Raw genomic sequence first — 16,515 nt, 5'->3', positions numbered from 1 at the left:
ATCGCGAAGGGGGCGCTTCGCGCACGGAAGCTCAGGCAGTGACATTGGGGGGGGGGCGCGGCCCCCAACCCCCAGCTCCACTGGCAAGGTCCTCTCGTGGGGCGCTTCGCGCGTGGGGTTCGGGCTGTGACATTGGGGGGCGCGGCCGCCCAAACCCCCAGCTCAAACCCCGCTGGCGCCGCCTCGTCAGCCGGAACGGCGCGGATCAGCGTTTTACCGAGGAGGTTTCGGCTTCTGTGCCGCAGTTCCAGCCGGCCGACCTCCACCGAGGCCGGCAGCTCTTCACGGGCCGCAGGAAGCGCCGGGACTGCTCGGTCTGCTCGTGGGCGTCGAAGGCATCGCGGTCCCGGTACAGCTCGTAGAAGATGCGCTGGAGCGGCTGACCGTCCACCCGGTGTGAGGCGTACACGATCGTTCCCGGCTCGTGCCTGGCTTTTCTCATGCACGGCAAAAGCCCAGCACCGTAGCCTGAGGGTGTCGACGCTTCAGGAGGTGCCGGGCTGATGTACGACGAGACTGCCATCGGGGCCCGCCTGCGGATTCTGCGACGCTGGCGAGGCATGAGCTTGGTCGAACTCTCCGGCCAGGCAGGCATGTCCAAGACCCACCTGTCCGACATCGAGCGCGGTATGAAGGCGCTCGACCGGCGCTCCTACATTGCGAACCTCGCGACCGCCCTGCGGGTGTCCGAAACGGACATCGTTGGCGGCCCACACCTGACCGCAGACCCCGTGCAGGCGGAGCCACACGCGGCCATTCCCCGCATCCGGGAAGCCCTGATCACGAACACGCTGACCGCGCCGGCGGCCGACGGGGCGCGAGCGTTGCCTGACCTCGTGGCCCAGGCGGTGCGGTTGGACCGCAGCACGTACAAGTTCAGGGAAGCCGGGGACGTCCTGCCCGCGCTCATCGACGAACTCCACGTGCACGTCTCGGCACCGGCAGACGAGCGAGCACACCGGCTGGCCCTGCAGACTCTGATCGAGACATTCCAGACCGCGACGTTCATCTGCAAGGACCTCGGGTATGCCGATCTGGCGCACATCGCGGCCATGCGCGCCATGGAGGTCGCGGGTGTTCTGGACGACCCCGTGAGCCTTGGGAAGGCCGCGTCCCTCCGTATCCACACGATGCCCACCACGTCGTGGCGTGCCCGGCTCAACGTGGCCGAGGCGGCGGCTGACGCACTGGAACCCCACGTGGAAACCTCGTCCGTACCTGTTCTCGGCATGCTCACGCTGGCCGCCGCACTCTCGGCCACCGTCGCGGCCAACACGTCCCGGGCAGGTCACTGGCTTGACGAATCCGAAGCGCTGGCCAGTCGGGTGCCCGACACCCCAGGAGAGAACTGGGGCGCGTTCAGCGCCACGAACGTCGGTGTGTGGCGCGTCGCGCTGGCGGTTGAGCGTGGCGAGAGCGGCGGGGCCGTACTTGATCTGGCCCGGGGCGTCGACGAAACGAGGCTGGCGGGCAGGCGCGGGCGGCACTCCGCGTTCCTCGCCGACGTCGGTAGGGGCCTTGCCCGGGATCCTCGCAAGCGCGAGCAGGCAGTCCAGTGGTTGCGCAGGGCCGAGACCGTCGCACCACACAAGATCCGCAACGATCCCCGGGTGGCGAATACCGTGGCAGTGATGCTGGAGCAGTCCCGGGCCGGGGCTGTGGGTCGCGAATTGCGGGGCATGGCCGCGCGCCTGGGGATTCCGCACTAAGTCCACGGGATTCCGCTCCAGCGGAATTTCTCCGTGACGGTCTGCATACAGTCTGTGGTCATGGAGACCGACACGGCCGCTCTCAGCGCCCGAGAGCACCTGGATCGGCTACGCGCCGAGCTCGCCGAACGCGGCTGGGAATCCGAGATTCGTGGCACCAGGGAGAACCCGTACCTGCGCGTCGCCAACCCGTCTGACCCTGGTCTGAACGGGATGGTGGCCGCCCGTGGGGACCTCTTCCGCTGGACGTGGGGGCCGGTGCTGGGGCCCATCAGGGACGCTTCCGTGGCCGCCGACGTGATCGTCACCGTACTTCGCGAGGTCGGCCCATGAGCAGGCGCGAGGTCGGCCACCGTGGACACGGGACCGCCGCCACGCCGCAGGCCCCCGCCTGGCTGGTCACCGCGCTGCGCCCGTTCTTCGAGTGGACGGCGCAGGCGAGTGCGCACCGCTGCTGCGGAGGCATTGCCATCCGGTTGATGGGCGGCGCGCCATGACCGCCGGACGGACCGGGAAGTGCCCACCGTGGTGCACCTCGACGCACATCGAGCATGAGCAGCATCACGGCATTGTGTCCGTGGTTCCCCTGGACAGGCCCCTGAGGCAGGCGAAGACGGTGTGGGCCGACCTTCTGCAGGCCCTGGACGATGACAGGCCCGAGGTGCACGTCGGTCTCGGCGGGACGCACATCGTGCGGCTCGCGCCGGACGACGCGGTTGACCTTGGCTGGGCGCTTCTGGAGCTGGGGCTGATGGGGCGTGAACGATGACCGGCCCCGGCGGGCCCAGGCCGGGCCGCAGCCCCCACAACCCCCTGGGTTTCGGATGCGGGGCGAGGCTGCGCCTGGCCGTGGAGGGGTGGAGCGGATGACGACGACAGCACCGCATGCCCGCGCCGGGCATGGCGAACAGCAGGTGGAGCGGTACGTGCCTGAGCAGAGCGGTTATGACCCGTCCTGGATCGACCACAAGGAGCCGGTCACCGTGCGGGACATCCGGCTGTTGCATCGGCAGGCGCTGGATGCCGGTTGCGACCCGGAGGCCCTGAGGCGGGGTTTGGAGGCCGCGGTCCGGGAGGCGGGCGGGATCGAGGAGCTTGCCCGGCGGTGGAGGGCCGGGACGGACGACGACAGGCAGCGGCTCCGCGACCTGGTGGCCCGCTATCCGGACCTGGCCCGCGAGGCTCTCGGCGGCGGCGAGGTCGCCTGAACGGCCCGGCGCTTGACAGCGCGCCGGGGCCGGGGCCGCCCCTGGAGGGCTCGGATCGCGCCGCAGGACTCGCGTCCCGTCCTGGCGCCGCTGCGACCGAGCCAGTACGCACTCCGGGGGCGGCACTCTCACCGACCGGGCCGGTACGCACTCCGGGGGTGGCCCCCACCGACCGGAGGAGAACGATGGAGTTCGTGCAGGTGCCGCTCTGCGAGCCGGCATGGCGCCGGGCTCCCAAGAACCCCCGGCGGGCCGGTCGTGGCCGGTCTCTGCCGGGTCTCACCCCTCTTTCCTGTCCGCACATTCCGAGAGGAAGACCCGCATGGGTGGCAAGCACGAAGACCCCGGCAGCCCGAAGACCAAGCCGCTCCAGCCCGAGCCCGGCACGCCCGACCACAACCAGGAGTCGCAGGGGCAGCACGGCAAGCCCAAGGAAGGCGGCAAGCCCAAGGAAGGCGGCAAGTGAGGGACCAGGGCGGGCTCGTTGAGGGCCTGGCCGAGTACGTCGCCGGGCTCGGCAACCCGGGCTGGGTCGTGGACGCCTTCCGGGCGGTACCGCGGCACCGGTTCGTTCCCGGGGTGGCGCTGGCCACCGAGGGCGAGCCGTACGTCATCGACCTGGACGACGACCCGGACGCCTGGTGGCGGGCCGTCTACTCCCGCCAGGCGATCGTCACGCAGCTCGACGACGGGGCCACCGACCTCCGGGCCGGGAAGGGGGACTACACGTCCTCCTCCTCGGCGCCGGCCACGGTCGCCGAGCTGCTGCGGCTGCTGGACCCCGAACCCGGGGACCACGTCCTGGAGGTGGGGACGGGCACCGGCTGGACGGCGGCGCTCATCTCCCACCTGGTCGGCGGCCACGGCCGGGTGACCTCCGTCGAGGTGGACGCGGCGGTCGCCGGGCAGGCGGCGAAGAACCTCGCCGCGATCGGGTGCTCGCCGGTCCTGCTGGTGGGCGACGGCGCGCTCGGCTGCCCGGACGGGGCGCCGTACGACCGGGTGCACGTCACCTGTGGTCTACGGCGTGTGCCGTACGCGCTGGTGGCGCAGGCCCGGCCGGGGGCGGTCATCGTGACGCCGTTCGCGCCGGGCGTCGGCGAGCGGTTCGTGGCGCGGCTGCGGGTGCTGCCCGACGGGACCGCCGTGGGCCGGTTCCCGGGCTTCGCCTCTTATATGTGGATGCGGTCGCAGCGGCCGCCCGCCGTCCCGGACGACGGCGGCGGCCGGACCTCCCCGTCGCGGGTGCACCCGCGCGTGATCGGGCGCGCCCCCGCCGGGGCGGACCTGGCCATGTCGGCGCTGACCGGGCTGAACGCTCACGTGGGCCGGGAGGAAGACCGGTACGTGGTGTACGTCTACGATCCGGCCGACCCGGGCCACTGGGCGGCGGCCGTCCACCAGGACGGCGAGCGGGACCACACGGTCCACCAGGTGGGAGACCGGCCGGTGTGGGACGAGCTGTGCGACGCCTACTTCCAGTGGGCGTCCTGGGGAGAGCCCGACCACGACCGGTTCGGCCTGACGGTCACGCCGGACGGCCAGTCGCTCTGGCTCGACACGCCCGGCCGGGTGCTGCGGGCCTGACCCGACGACGCCCCGCCGGCCAGAGGGCAGGCGGGGCGTTCCGCTGGGAACCCGACGAATGAGGTCCAAGTCGTCATATCCGGTGGCGACGAAGGCGCGCTCCTGCAGCTGGCACCGCGACCACCACGAGCCCGAGTCGAAGGTAGCGGCTCGTCACGAGGGCGGTGGAAGCCTGGCGTTTCCTTCCTTGATGTCACGTTAGTTTGCAGGGGTGCGCAGAGACGAACTGCCGGGCGGAGGCCTGAGGCTGAGCGTGACCGAGCCTGCACTTCCGCGAATGCGGATCGAGGTCGCTGGTCCGAGCCGGTTCTGGGTGTGGCAGGAGACGCGGCCGCTCTTGCTGGCCCAGGTGGCGCGCTGGAAGTACGGCGTGCACTATCTGCGGCTGCCTGGGGCCGTCCCGGTGCTGCCGCCGATCACCGCGGTGTCAGCGCGGACGGCGCCGTCGTGGCCACACCGGTACGCATCCTGGCTGGCCGGCGCGCCAGGACCGTTGCACGCCGGCTGGTGGAGCCTGCGTCCATGGCGGCCACCGTGGCCAGAGTCCGTCTGGCGGAGCGAGGTCGCTGACGCTGATCCAGTCGGGTACCTGGACTGGCTCGAAGGCTGGCAGGGTGTGCTGCCGATGCGCCGGCTGCCTGCCGTTGACGAGGGCAGAGTGAAGGCTTACCGCAAGCTCGCCCAGGAAGGGCTGCTGCCGCCGCTGCTGCTGTGGTGGATCAGCGGCCTGGACGGCCGGCTGCTGCTGGACGGGCACGCCCGCCTGGCCGCGGCTCTTGCTGAAAGGCTCATCCCACCCATGATCAGCCTCTACCTCGCTCCCTCGCCCGGACGGATCGATGAGGAGATCACGCACGCGATGCGGCAAGATTCCGTCATCGCGGATCAACTGGAACACGACCGCCGGGCCGGTGTGGACAGTGGCGCCCGAGCTCGACGGCGACATTTCGCCGACGTGTACGCCTCTGTTCCCAGCGAACGTGAGCGCACGCGAGCCTGGCCCCTGCCGGGTGGTGTGCCTGTCTGGCAGGACGCCGCCGCCGCGGCACCGCCTGGCTGGCCAACCGATCCTGACTAGCTGAGGAAGTGCTGGGCCGGCCCCTGGACGAGCCGGGACCGAGCAGATTCTTCCGGGGCTGCCGCGTCACGAGGAGAACCTGTCGCGCCGGCTCCTGAGCCCGGCGGGGGCCGACCTTTCCGCTCTCCGCCGCTGCGTGACCAAGGTCCTGCACGCCTAGCTCCGTCCGGCTCTCCCACCTGCCGGATTCCCGGCGTGACGGCCTCTCCTGGCTTGGGCGGACGGGAGGCTGCTTGACGCGGTTGGCTAATGGTATTAGCCTTCTAGCTATGAAGGTGAGCCTGGAGGCGAAGATGACCGAGTTCCTGACTGTCGACGGTGGGCAGCTCGCGTACGAAGTGGCGGGGGAAGGGCCGCTGATCGTGCTGGCCCACGGCATGGGTGATGGTCGCAAGGCGTTTCGCCACCTGACGCCGCTGCTGGTCGAGGCCGGGTACCGGGTCGCCGCCCTGGACATCCGGGGGCATGGCGAGTCGAGCGCCGAGTGGCCCTCGTACACGCGGACGGACGTCGCCGGTGACATCGCCGCGCTCGTCCGGCACCTGGGCGGGCCGGCCGTCGTCGTGGGGCACTCGTTCTCCGGCGGGGCCGCGACCATCGTGGCGGCGCGGCACCCCGAGCTGATCAGCGCTGTCGTCGAGCTGGGGCCGTTCACGCGGGCGCAGAAGGTCGACGTGGGCGGGCTGCTGCGCAACGCGTCGCACCGGAGAGGGATGCTGCGGCTCATGGGCGCCGCGCTGTTCAAGAGCGTGGGCCTGTGGAAGAGCTACCTCGACGTCGCCTACCCCGGCGTCAAGCCCGCCGACTACGACCCGTACGTCGCCGCGCTCGAAGCCGATCTGCGGCGGCCGGGCCGGATGGCCGTGGTCGCCACGATGGGGCAGTCGGCGCCCATCGACGCCGGTGAGCGCCTGTCCGGCGTCCGGAGCCCCGTCCTGATCGTGATGGGCGCGCAGGACCCCGACTGGGCCGACCCCGTGGCCGAGGCGAACGGGATCGTCGCCGGCATGGCGCCCGGCGTGGGGAGCGTCGCCGTGATCGAGGGGGCCGGGCACTACCCGCACGCGCAGTACCCGGCCGAGGTCGCCCGGGCCATCCTCGGCTTCCTCAAGGGCTGAGACGAGACGGGGAGGCGGAGACATTGATGGCAAGGGCGGCCCTGTCCCGGGACGCGGTGGTCGAGATCGCGTTGGGGCTCGTCGATGACGAGGGGGAGCGAGGGCTGACCCTCTCGGCGGTGGCCGGCCGGGCGGGCGTGGCCACACCGTCCCTCTACAAGCACGTGCGCAACCTCGCCGAGCTGCGGGAGCTCGTCTCCATCCGGATCATGAACGAGCTGGCCGACGAGGCGGGCGCGGCGGTCCTCGGGCGGTCGGGTGACGAGGCGGTCCGGGCGCTGATGCGGAGCTGGCGCACGTACGTCGTGCGCCACCCGCGCCGCTACTCGGCCATGCTGCAGGTCCCGCATCCGGGCCTGGCCGAGGCGGGGTCCCGGCTGCTCGGCATCGTCCTGGCGGCGCTGCGGGCGTACGGCCTGGGCGATTCCGGGGCGATCCACGCGGCCCGCTGCCTGCGCGCGGCGATGCACGGGTTCTCGGTGCTGGAGGCGGAGGGCGCGTTCGGGCTGCCCGAGAAGCTGGACGAGAGCTACGACCTGCTGATCGACATGCTGACCTCCGGGCTGGGCACGGACTGATCACCAGGCCGCTCGCGGCCCGGACGGTCGTCTGCTTCACCTCATCACTTGACGGCGTAGGTCCGGAGGATCGTCTGCTTCACCTCCGCGCCCGCCGAGTCGGTGGCCGTGGCGCGCAGCGAGACGTATCCGGTCGAGGGCGGGTTCGGGATCCGGGCCAGCCCGTCAGACTCGCCGGCGCGCGTGACGGGGACACGGCGCCAGGTTGTGCCGTCGTCGTACGACAGTTCCAGGCGGACCGAGCGGAGGGCGGGCTTCGGGGCCGAGCCGGGGTTGTGCTCGATCCACAGGGGCACGCGGGTCACGGTGCCCGGCCTGGCGCGGTTGTGGTCGTCCAGCCCTTGAGGGGCGAAGCGGACGGCCATCAACGGCAGCGGCCGGGCCTTCGGGGCCGAGGCGGAGCGGAACGTCCACTCCGAGTGCACCTTCGTGGACAGCTCCGACTGCCGGGCGGCCGACGCGGTGAGCGTGTAGTCGCCCGGTCCGGCGGGAACGTCGGCACGGAGCTCGCAGGTTCGTGCGAGGTCGGGGAGCATGCACCCGGCCAGTTGGGCCGTGGCGAGGGGCTTGCCGTTCAGGGCGAGGGTGGCCGTGCCGGTGGCGGCGCCGTCCGAGCCGCTCCGGCCCCGGGCGCCGTCGGCGAACAGGCCGGCCCCGGAGAAGGTGAGCCGGTCGCCGGTGCGGCTGCCCGCCGGCAGGGAGAACGACGGGCCGGTCACGGCGGCGTTCCAGACCTCGGTGGTGTGGCCGCGCCTGGCCACCTTCGCCTCGCCCATCAGCAGGGCCGGCCCGGTCTTCAGGCCGCTCTCGAACGTCAGGCCGGGCGTGCGGTACTGGACGAGCGTGCCCGGCAGCGCGATCTCGTCGAGCACGGGCCACAGGGAGGTGCCGGGAAGGTCGTGGAACACCAGTCCGATCAAGGGCCGGCCGGTGGGCTGCGTGCCGGTCGCCCGGTAGGTGGTGGTGATCTCGGCCAGGTCCCGGCGCCTGGCGTGGTAGACGGGGTTCGCGGGGAGGCCGCCGGTGTGGTGCATGGCCAGGTTGTAGACGTACGGGTGCCGGCCGGCGGCCCGGCTCGTCCAGGTCGTGCCCAGGGTGTAGCTCAGGCCGGGCACGTCGGCGGGAATGACGAACAGCTCGCCGTTCACGTCGATCCCGCCCTGGAAGCCCCAGACGTACCAGGCTCCGTGCACCAGCCCGTACTGGCTGACCGGCCTGATCGCGGCGTCCGGGTCGTCGATGGAGACCGCGGTCGGCCGGCCCTGCCGGGCGTCCACGGTGAGCTCCCGGTCGGCCCCGTCGACGGTCAGCGGCTGCACGGCGGTCGTCTCCGAGGACTCCGCACCGTTTCTCTCCCGGATGGAGACGTGCAGGTGCCACTCGCCCTCGGGCAGCCGGAGTTTGGCCGTCGCGCCGATGAAGGGCACGAAACGGCTCTCGCCGGTCTTCGCGTCATAGACCTCGCTCGCCATGGGGGCGACCGGCCGGCCCTGCCTGCCGATCGTGGTGACGGTGACGTCGTAGGACTCGGGCTCGACGTACGCGCCGGCCGGCGTGCGGATCGCCTGCCCGCCGGAGGTCGCGGTGATCATGCCCGGGTAGTCGCCCGGCGTCCTGCCGCGGGCGTCGATCGTGAGGGTGACGGACGCCTCGCCTCCGGCCGGGACGTCGAGCCGGTCGGCCGCCGGCTTCAGGACCTCGCCCTCCGCCGACAGGGCGAGGGTGACCGGGGTGTCGCCGGTGTTCTCGTACGTGATCGTCCTGGTGGCCACGGGCTCGCCGTCGCCGCCCCAGGGGAAGACGGCCCACACGCTGGACTGGCGGGCGACGACCGGCTGCGCCAGCGTGCGCGGCAGGTCGATGAGGCCGGCGCCCTGCTGGTACGGCGTCGCGCCCTCGGCGGGGATGGCACTGCCGATCAGCGCGGCCTTGAGCCGGGATCCCGTCCAGCCGGGATGACGCTGGGCGAGGATGGCCGCGGCGCCGACGACGTGCGGGGCGGCCATCGAGGTGCCGCTCATCGTCGTGTACGCCCCGGTGCCCGCCTCCGCCGCCATGATGTCCACGCCGGGCGCGGTGACGTCGGGCTTGATCGCGTGGTCGTGCGCCCGGGGGCCGCGGCTGGAGAAGTGCGCGAGCGCGCCCTTCTTGTCCACCGCCCCCACGGTCAGCGCGGCGTCGGCGCTGCCCGGGCTGCCCACGGTGCCGCTGCGGCCCTCGTTGCCCGCCGCCACGACGAACAACGTGCCGGTACGCTCCGACAGCGTCTCCACCGCCTGCTCCAGAGGGTCCACCTCGGGGCCGTCCGGGGCGCCGAAGCTCATGTTGACGGCCTTGGCCCCGAGCTCCACGGCGGCCCACTCCATGCCCGCCAGGGCCGCCGACTCGGTTATGCCGCGCATGCCGCCGACCTTGCCGATGGCCAGCCTCGCCTCCGGCGCCACGCCCCGGTACTTCTCGTCCCGGCCCGCCACGATCGAGGCGACATGGGTGCCGTGACCATGGTTGTCGTGCATGTCGGGCTCTTCGCTGAAGTTCCGCTCGTGCGCCACCGCGTCCTTGAGGCCGGGATGGCCGGCGTCATAGCCGGAGTCGAGCACCGCGACGGTGACGCCCGCCCCGGTCAGCCCCTGCTGCCACGCCTGCGGCGCGCCGATCTGCCTGACGCTCTCGTCCAGCGCGTACGACCTGCGCCCGTCCAGCCACAACTTCGTCCGCCCCGCCGCGAGCGCCCGGGCCCCGCCGCCGGTCAGCTCCTTCCACGCCCGGGTCGCGCCGGCCTTCGGGACGCGGGCCGCGCTCATCCCGAGGCCGGCCATCGCCCGCACGCCCACGGCGTCGGCCGGCGCGGGCGGCTGCCCCTGCTCGGCCTGGGAGATGACGGGGATGTCCGGTCTGTCGGCGTCGCCGTAGTGCCATTCCAGGAGCTGGGTCACGTCGAACAGCCGCGGGTCCAGCGCGCCCTGGGCGATCAGGGGCAGGGCGTCGGACGGGATCACGTGCAGGTGCCCGTCGCGTACCCGGCTGGTGAAGCTCACCTCCCTGCCCGGGCCCGGCTCCACCCAATGGGAACGGCCGGTGACCAGGACCCGGTCCCCGGTGATCAGGGTCACCGCGTTCGCCCGGCCGGGGCCTCCTGGGGGAGCCGGAGAGGCCGGGGGTGACGGAGAGGCCGGAGGTGACGGAGAGGCCGGGGGCGAGGCGGTCGCCGGGTGGGCGGCGAGCGCCGTCATGGCGGAGAGGGCGGCGACGACGAGTGCGCCTAATTTCAGTTTTCTGCTCACGTAAAGGCGAATGTCGGGCTTTTGGGGTCTGTTTCACGCCAAAGCGCGCGGCGTGCGGAGGGCCCCCTGGCGGGGAGCAGTGGGACTTCGAGGATGAGGCGGAGGTTCGGCGCAGGCTGCCGCGGATCGCGCGGCACGGTGGCATCTGACCCGGTGTCCGGGGTGGGGCCCGTGGTGCGTGGTGGGCCGATAAGGTCAGAGCGCGCAAAAACGATCAGATGGGGTCAAACGGAAACGTGCTTCGGACCCTGATCGGCAGGCTCGCACGACAGGAGAGACGATGATGTATCCCCCGTCCGGCTCCGGGCCGGGGTTCCATCCCCCTCAGCCGCCCGCCGGGCACCCCCACCCGTACGCGCCTGGGCAACCGCACCCGCCTGGGCAACCGCACCCGCCTGGGCAACCGCACCCGCCTGGGCAACCGTACGCGCCGGTCCCGCAGGGCGGGCCGCCTCCGTACGGGCAGCAGTACCAGCAGCCCTACCAGCCCCAGCAGGCGCAGCCGCCCGGGCGGCCGCCGCGCAGCGCGTGGCGGGTGCTGCTCGGGCTGGTCGTCGGGGGGTTCGGGCTGCTGGCCGTGGTCGGCGGTGGCGCGCTGGTCGCGCACGCGTACAAGAACAGCCGGCAGGAGATCCACAACCCGGAGTACTCCCGGCAGTTGTGGCGCAACGTGCCCGTCGAGACGCTGTTCCCGCCGCGGCTCGGCCGGCAGCGGCCCGAGAAGCCCTACTCCGCCCCGAACGACGAGCGCGGCTGGACCAGGGCGGCGATCTCCACCGACACCTCCTGCCAGAAGGCGCTCTCCGGCGCGCTGGCCCGGGCGGTGGCCGAGCGGGGGTGCGTGGCGGCCATGCGCGCCACGTACGTGGACGACACCGGAGGCACCGCCGCCACCGTGGCCCTGATCGCCTTCCGCGACGGGGATGTGCCCCGCACCGACCTGCCGGACGTCGTCCGCGAGGCGCAGGACCGGCCGGACCACGCGGTGCGCGCGCTCGCCGCCCCCGGCACCCGGTGGAACGACTCCGCGCGCACCGGCAACGGCGGCTGGACGGTCGGGGACGCGCCCCTGTTCGTGGCGGTGACCGCGGGACCGGCGGACGGGCGCAGGCCGGGGCGGCTGCCCGAGCCGTGGGGCCGGCGGGTCTACCACCAGCAGGAGGACCGCGAGGCGTGGGCGTACACGGCGGAAGGGCTGGCCAAGAGCCTGGCCACCCGGGTGTACGCCGAGAACCGGAAGGTGGGGCCGTGATCCGCGGGCTGACGGGCGCGTGCGCGGCCGTGGTGGCCGCCGCCCTGGTCGCATCCGCGTCCGTATCCGCCGCCCCGGCCGTCGCCGCGTCCCCTCGCGATGGGAACCGGCAGGTCACGTCGGCTCCGAAGGGCTGGGAGCAGCAGGTGATGAGGGTGCCCGCGGCGCAGCGGCTCGGGCAGGGCAAGGGCGTCACCGTCGCGGTCCTGGACACCGGCGTCGTGCGCGACCACCCGGAGTTCAAGGGCCGCGTGACCACCGGGCCCGACTTCATCGGCGGGGGAGCCAGGCCGGGCCAGTCGTACTGGGGCGATCACGGCACCGCGATGGCCTCCAGCGTGCTGCGGGTCGCCCCGCAGGCGAAGGTGCTCTCCGTACGGGTGATCTGGGACGACGAGGACCCGGCGCGCAAGCGGGCCGAGGCCGCCGCCAAGGCCGGCCCGACCGCCGAGGACGAGGAGAGCCTCAAGGCGGCCACCGCGCTGGCCAAGGGCATCCGGTACGCCGCCGACCAGGGCGCCCAGGTCATCTCCATGTCCCTGGGCACCGACGAGTGGGGCTTCGGCGACGGCTACGAGGAGGACACCGCGGCGGCCGTCGACTACGCCCTCGGCAAGGGCGCGGTCCTGCTGGCCAGCGCCGGCAACGGCGGCTCCACCGACCCGCTGGAGGTGGACGCGAACAACGTCGTCTCCTACCCGGCGGCGCACCCCGGGGTGATCGCGGTGGCGGCGATGGGGCCGGACGGGGCGCGGGCGACGTTCTCCCAGGTGCATACGTACACCACGATCGCCGCGCCCGGCGTGGGCATCTACGCCGCCGACAACCGCGGCGGCCACCGCCTGGCGAACGGCACCTCGCCCGCCTGCGCGCTCGCGGCGGGCACCGTGGCGCTGATGTTGTCGCGCAACCCGGAGCTGACGCCGCGGCAGGTGCGCGACATCCTGGTGCGGACCGCCAGGAAGCCGCCGTCCGGCTACAACGTGTTCCTCGGCTTCGGGCTGATCGACGCGGCGGCGGCGGTGAAGGCGGCCGGCGCGGCCGGGGACGCCGAGGCCGAGGCGGCGCCGTACAAGGGGGAGAAGTACTTCGGCGACGGCCCTGTCGCCCCGCCGACCAGGAACCCGCCGATCGACATGGTGTACGTGGGCATCGGCGGCACGGCGGTGGCGGTGGGGCTGGCCTTCCTGTTCGGCGCGGCGCTGCTGCTGCGCCGCCCCCGCGCCCGGGGGCCTGCCCCGCGCGGCGGCGGGTGAGCGGGGGCGGCGGCGGACGTCGCAGAACCCGGCACGCCTAGAGAAACACGGCACACCTGGCGGAACCCGGCACGCCTATCGGGGCCCCTGGCGAACCAGGCGGGACCCGGCACACCTAGACGAACGGAGCGTCAATGCGGTCGAACACGCCCACGCCGGCGGAACTGCTCGACGAGGTCGAGCCGCTGTCGCACGTCCGGCGGTGCCGTCGCCTGGCCGGCTACGCGCGGGAACGGGCCGGGCGGCCCGAGCCGGCGGAGCTGCTGGCGGGCCTGGCCCGGCTCGGGCAGTACGAACGCGTCCTCGCGGTGCTGCTGGCCACGGCGGCGCGCGACCTCGGGCACCTGACCCGCGCGATGTCCGACCCCGACCCCGAGGTCGCCCGGTACGCGACCCTCCACGCGATGAGGCTCGGCGCCCCCGACGACGCCGTCGCCGAGATCGTCCGCACGGCGCCCGCGCAGCAGCGCAGGGTCGTCTACCACGCCATCAGGCGGACCGGCCGGCGCGAGCTGGCCGAGCGGCTGATCGACGAGGTGCGGGCGCGGTGGGGCGACGAGGAGGCGGCCGGCCTGCTGCCGGCCTGCGGGGCCGGGGCGGTCGCCGCCAGGCTGGCCGCGCTCGGGCACGCGGTGCCGAACTGGAAGTCCCTGGCCAAGCGGCACCCGATGGTCGTGCTCGGCCACGTCGAGACGGTGCTCGCCGAGTCGCCGCGCTACCTGCGGCGGGGATGGTGGCAGGCGTTCGCGCCCGGTGTCGAGGTCATCGCCGGGCAGGCGCCCGAGCGGGTGATCGCGCTGCTCGAACGCTTCTGGACGCCCGCGGTCCGGCGGTGCGCGGGCCTGCTCCTGGACGCCGACCCGGCGCGTACCCTCGCCCTCTACCTGGCCCCGGGACGGCAGGCAGAGCTCAGGACCCTCCTGCGGCGGCGGTCGGTGCGGCGGCGGCTGGCCGCGCTCACCGACGCCCGGCTGGGCGAGGTGGGCCGGGCGGTGCGCGACGACGAGCAGGCCGTGGCCGACCTGCTGCTCGCGGTGCCGCCCGGCCGCAGGGACGCGCTGTTCACCGAGGTCATGCGGGGCGCCGACCTGTCCCGGGCGATCCACTCCGAGCGCCTGCTGAACGTCCTGCCGCTACGCCGCCGGGTCGCCGAGGCCCGCCGCATGCTCGGGCTGCGCGCCGTCGCCGAGTCGCCGCGGCGCACGCTGGAGGTCACCGCCTTCCTGCCGTACGACGAGGCCGAGCCCGTCCTGCGTGCCGCCACCCGCCGCTCCGACGCGCTCGACCGCGCCCACGGCTACAGGCAACTGATCGCCTGCGCCGGGCGCAGCCGCGATCCCGCCGTCCTGACCCGGCTGACCGGCGCGCTCGGGCGGCTGCGCAACGAGCAGGACCCGGTGCGCCAGGCCGCCGTCGAGGCGCTGGCCGGGCTGCCCACCCGGCTCTTCCGCGCCGGGCACGCGCCCTTCCTCGACCGGCTGGCCGAGGACGCGACCGCCGCCAGGGACTGCTCCCACTCCACCCGCTACCGGCTGGCCCGCCTGGCCGCCCGCGTCTTCGAGCAGGGCGCGCGGCAGGACGACGCGGCCCTGCTGGAGTGCGCGCTGCGGACCTTCGAGCGGCTGGCGGATCACACGGGGACGGTCTCGCTCGGCCCCCTCACCCACGTGCTGCGGCGCGGCCAGGAGGCCGGGCTGGTGCGCAGGCTGGCGCCGTACCTGGAGGCGGAGGCCGACCTCGACCGGCACCGGCTGGCCTTCCTGCTCGCCGACGCGCTCGACCGGCGCGGGCACGACCTGCCCGAGCTGCAGCGGGCGCTGGAGCGCGGGCTCGGCGCCGTCCGCGACGACGACGCGGTGCGGGCGATCGAGCTGTGGCTCGGGCCGTCGCGCACGCGGGACGAGCGGGTGGCGCGGCTGCTGGAGTCGGACCCGTCCGTGGTGACGGTTCCGGCGGTGTTCGGGGTGCTGGCGTGGGAGCGTACGGACCTGCTCGACGTCGTGCTCGGCAGCCGGGAGCCGGTGGGGCGCTTCGCCAAGGGCGGCGTGCGGAAGGTGCCGCGCGCCGGCCGCGAGGCCGTGCGGCGGTGGACGCCCCGGCAGCGGGCGGCGTACGCGCGGCTGCTGGAGGGGGCCGCACGCAACGGCGGGCTGCCCGCGTACGAGCGGGCGCTGGCCGTGCGGGAGCTGGGCGAGGTGCCCGGGATCGAGGCCGAGCGGTTGTGGCCGTACCTGGACCGGGATGAGGCGCTGCTGCGGCGGGCGGCGCTGACCGCGCTGCCGTGGACGGCCCGGCCGCAGGACGTGCTGGCCGACCTGCTCTCCTACGCGAGCGGGGACGACGCCCACGTGGCGGTGTACGCGGCGGCGCGGGCGGCCGGGTTCGTGCGCCCGGACGAGCTGGTGGCGGCGCTGGAGCCGGTGCTGGCGGGCGGCAAGGTCACCGCGCGCAAGGAGGCCGTCCGGCTGCTGGCCCGGCACCGCGCGCCCGGCGCGATGGCCCGGCTGCGGAGCCTGTGGGAGCAGGAGGGGCAGCACAAGGACGTGCGCGTGGCGGTGGCCGCGTCGATGCCGGCGCTGCTCGGCGAGCCCGCGGCCTGGGAGCTGCTGCGGGAGGCGGTGGCGGAGGGCGGCGACGTGGCTGCGCCGGTGCTGAGGAAGAGCCCCCTGGACGTGCCGGAGGGGGCGCGGGCGGCGTACGGGGAGCTGGTCGTCGCCGCGACGCGGGCCGGGGACCGGGAGACCCGGCAGGCCGCCGTCCGGGCGTTGCCCCACTGGGTGGCGTACGCGCCGCGGGCCGTGTCCCGGCTGGCCGAGATCGTCTGCGACCTCGGCGAGAGCGCGACGTGGGGGGACGCCGCGCTGGGGCTGGTCGAGGGGGCAGGTTCGGGGTTCGGGCGGGCGGAGCTGCGGCGGGTCGTCGACGTGCTCGCCGCGGCCCCCGGCGAGCCGGACGCCGGCCGGGAGCGCGACCGGCCGGCCGCCCAGCGGCTCGCCGGCGTCGTGCTGGCGCTGCGGGAGACGCACGGCCAGGAGCCGGAGGCGATGGCGGCGCTCGTGCCGGAGGTGGCCGGGCGCCTGCCCGGGGACCTGGCGGCTGAGCTGCTGGCCGCCACCGTGGACTGGCGGTCGCCGCGCGAGGTGCTGGCCCGGCTGGCGCGGAGCGTCCCCGGGGTGCTGGCCGCCGTGGAGGCGGGCCGGCTGCTCGCGGAGTCGGCGGAGGAGACGCCCGCCGAGCACGTGCTGCCGCACGCGCGGTGGCTGGCGGGCGAGGGCGAGACGGGCGCGCTGCTCGCCACGGCGCTCGCCGCGTCGTGCGGGCCCCGCTCCGGATGGGCGGAGCCGTGGCGGGAGCTGCTGCGCCGGGTCCGTACGAGCGGCTTCCCCGAGGCGGCCCACCAGGCGCTGCGGGTCAGGACGGCCGAGGAGTGACGCGGGAGGTTCGG

The 16,515-nt window shown here is 74.1% G+C and carries 14 protein-coding genes; 12 read left to right on the top strand and 2 right to left on the bottom strand.

The annotated features are described in order from the left end of the window. Positions 1-205 precede the first annotated feature (205 nt). Positions 206-442 carry a putative quinol monooxygenase gene (locus tag IO39_RS52515; RefSeq protein ID WP_245641937.1) on the bottom strand — a complete coding sequence of 79 codons (237 nt, stop codon included), beginning with the start codon at positions 440-442 and terminating at the stop codon, positions 206-208. 61 nt (positions 443-503) lie between these two features. Between IO39_RS52515 and IO39_RS12625 the strand changes: the two genes are divergently transcribed. The 9 genes from IO39_RS12625 to IO39_RS12590 all read left to right on the top strand — a co-directional run bounded on the left by IO39_RS12625 (position 504) and on the right by IO39_RS12590 (position 7,278). After that, on the top strand, positions 504-1,709 hold the full coding sequence (locus tag IO39_RS12625; protein ID WP_052422811.1) for a helix-turn-helix domain-containing protein: 1,206 nt from the start codon (positions 504-506) through the stop codon (positions 1,707-1,709). Positions 1,710-1,769: 60 nt separating this feature from the next. After that, the gene (locus tag IO39_RS12620) at positions 1,770-2,042 is read left to right on the top strand and encodes a hypothetical protein (protein WP_157548252.1); all 273 of its coding nucleotides are present in this window, start codon (positions 1,770-1,772) and stop codon (positions 2,040-2,042) included. A gap of 244 nt (positions 2,043-2,286) precedes the next feature. Then, positions 2,287-2,478, top strand: a complete 192-nt coding sequence (locus IO39_RS12615) for a hypothetical protein (protein WP_157548250.1) — start codon at positions 2,287-2,289, stop codon at positions 2,476-2,478. Between the two features lie 97 nt (positions 2,479-2,575). Further along, positions 2,576-2,917, top strand: coding sequence for a hypothetical protein (locus tag IO39_RS12610; RefSeq protein ID WP_157548248.1), 342 nt, complete (start codon positions 2,576-2,578; stop codon positions 2,915-2,917). Between the two features lie 322 nt (positions 2,918-3,239). Further along, entirely contained in the window at positions 3,240-3,383 is a 144-nt protein-coding gene (locus IO39_RS56020) for a hypothetical protein (RefSeq protein WP_169789058.1), read from the top strand. Further along, positions 3,380-4,504, top strand: a complete 1,125-nt coding sequence (locus tag IO39_RS12605) for a methyltransferase domain-containing protein (RefSeq protein WP_052422810.1) — start codon at positions 3,380-3,382, stop codon at positions 4,502-4,504. The genes IO39_RS56020 and IO39_RS12605 overlap by 4 nt, the downstream gene beginning before the upstream one ends. Positions 4,505-4,781: 277 nt before the next feature. Continuing rightward, on the top strand, positions 4,782-5,582 hold the full coding sequence (locus IO39_RS12600; protein ID WP_052422809.1) for a hypothetical protein: 801 nt from the start codon (positions 4,782-4,784) through the stop codon (positions 5,580-5,582). A gap of 269 nt (positions 5,583-5,851) precedes the next feature. Beyond that, entirely contained in the window at positions 5,852-6,700 is an 849-nt protein-coding gene (locus IO39_RS12595; protein WP_245641936.1) for an alpha/beta fold hydrolase, read from the top strand. A gap of 26 nt (positions 6,701-6,726) precedes the next feature. Continuing rightward, positions 6,727-7,278 (top strand): TetR/AcrR family transcriptional regulator, encoded by a 552-nt coding sequence (locus tag IO39_RS12590; RefSeq protein WP_043620779.1) that lies wholly within the window; start codon positions 6,727-6,729, stop codon positions 7,276-7,278. A gap of 44 nt (positions 7,279-7,322) precedes the next feature. Here IO39_RS12590 and IO39_RS12585 read toward each other — a convergent pair whose 3' ends face one another. Continuing rightward, on the bottom strand, positions 7,323-10,391 hold the full coding sequence (locus IO39_RS12585; RefSeq protein WP_043620777.1) for a S8 family serine peptidase: 3,069 nt from the start codon (positions 10,389-10,391) through the stop codon (positions 7,323-7,325). A 451-nt stretch (positions 10,392-10,842) separates the two neighbouring features. Between IO39_RS12585 and IO39_RS12580 the strand changes: the two genes are divergently transcribed. From IO39_RS12580 to IO39_RS12570, 3 genes are all read left to right on the top strand, one after another. Further along, positions 10,843-11,814 carry a hypothetical protein gene (locus tag IO39_RS12580; protein ID WP_157548246.1) on the top strand — a complete coding sequence of 324 codons (972 nt, stop codon included), beginning with the start codon at positions 10,843-10,845 and terminating at the stop codon, positions 11,812-11,814. Further along, positions 11,811-13,070: a S8 family peptidase gene (locus IO39_RS12575; RefSeq protein WP_052422808.1), complete on the top strand. Its 1,260-nt coding sequence runs from the start codon at positions 11,811-11,813 to the stop codon at positions 13,068-13,070. The genes IO39_RS12580 and IO39_RS12575 overlap by 4 nt, the downstream gene beginning before the upstream one ends. 134 nt (positions 13,071-13,204) lie before the next feature. Continuing rightward, the gene (locus IO39_RS12570) at positions 13,205-16,501 is read left to right on the top strand and encodes a hypothetical protein (RefSeq protein WP_043620771.1); all 3,297 of its coding nucleotides are present in this window, start codon (positions 13,205-13,207) and stop codon (positions 16,499-16,501) included. Positions 16,502-16,515: the final 14 nt, after the last annotated feature.

Source organism: Nonomuraea candida, assembly GCF_000725485.1.
Lineage (GTDB): Bacteria > Actinomycetota > Actinomycetes > Streptosporangiales > Streptosporangiaceae > Nonomuraea > Nonomuraea candida.
This window is presented reverse-complemented; position numbering and strand designations above follow the sequence as displayed.

Excerpts from the sequence above, each read along its gene's own strand:
- IO39_RS52515 (WP_245641937.1), bottom strand. The coding sequence starts at position 442 with ATGAGAAAAGCCAGGCACGAGCCGGGAACGATCGTGTACGCCTCACAC.
- IO39_RS12625 (WP_052422811.1), top strand. The coding sequence starts at position 504 with ATGTACGACGAGACTGCCATCGGGGCCCGCCTGCGGATTCTGCGACGC.
- IO39_RS12620 (WP_157548252.1), top strand. The coding sequence starts at position 1,770 with ATGGAGACCGACACGGCCGCTCTCAGCGCCCGAGAGCACCTGGATCGG.
- IO39_RS12610 (WP_157548248.1), top strand. The coding sequence starts at position 2,576 with ATGACGACGACAGCACCGCATGCCCGCGCCGGGCATGGCGAACAGCAG.
- IO39_RS56020 (WP_169789058.1), top strand. The coding sequence starts at position 3,240 with ATGGGTGGCAAGCACGAAGACCCCGGCAGCCCGAAGACCAAGCCGCTC.
- IO39_RS12600 (WP_052422809.1), top strand. The coding sequence starts at position 4,782 with ATGCGGATCGAGGTCGCTGGTCCGAGCCGGTTCTGGGTGTGGCAGGAG.
- IO39_RS12595 (WP_245641936.1), top strand. The coding sequence starts at position 5,852 with ATGAAGGTGAGCCTGGAGGCGAAGATGACCGAGTTCCTGACTGTCGAC.
- IO39_RS12590 (WP_043620779.1), top strand. The coding sequence starts at position 6,727 with ATGGCAAGGGCGGCCCTGTCCCGGGACGCGGTGGTCGAGATCGCGTTG.
- IO39_RS12580 (WP_157548246.1), top strand. The coding sequence starts at position 10,843 with ATGATGTATCCCCCGTCCGGCTCCGGGCCGGGGTTCCATCCCCCTCAG.
- IO39_RS12570 (WP_043620771.1), top strand. The coding sequence starts at position 13,205 with ATGCGGTCGAACACGCCCACGCCGGCGGAACTGCTCGACGAGGTCGAG.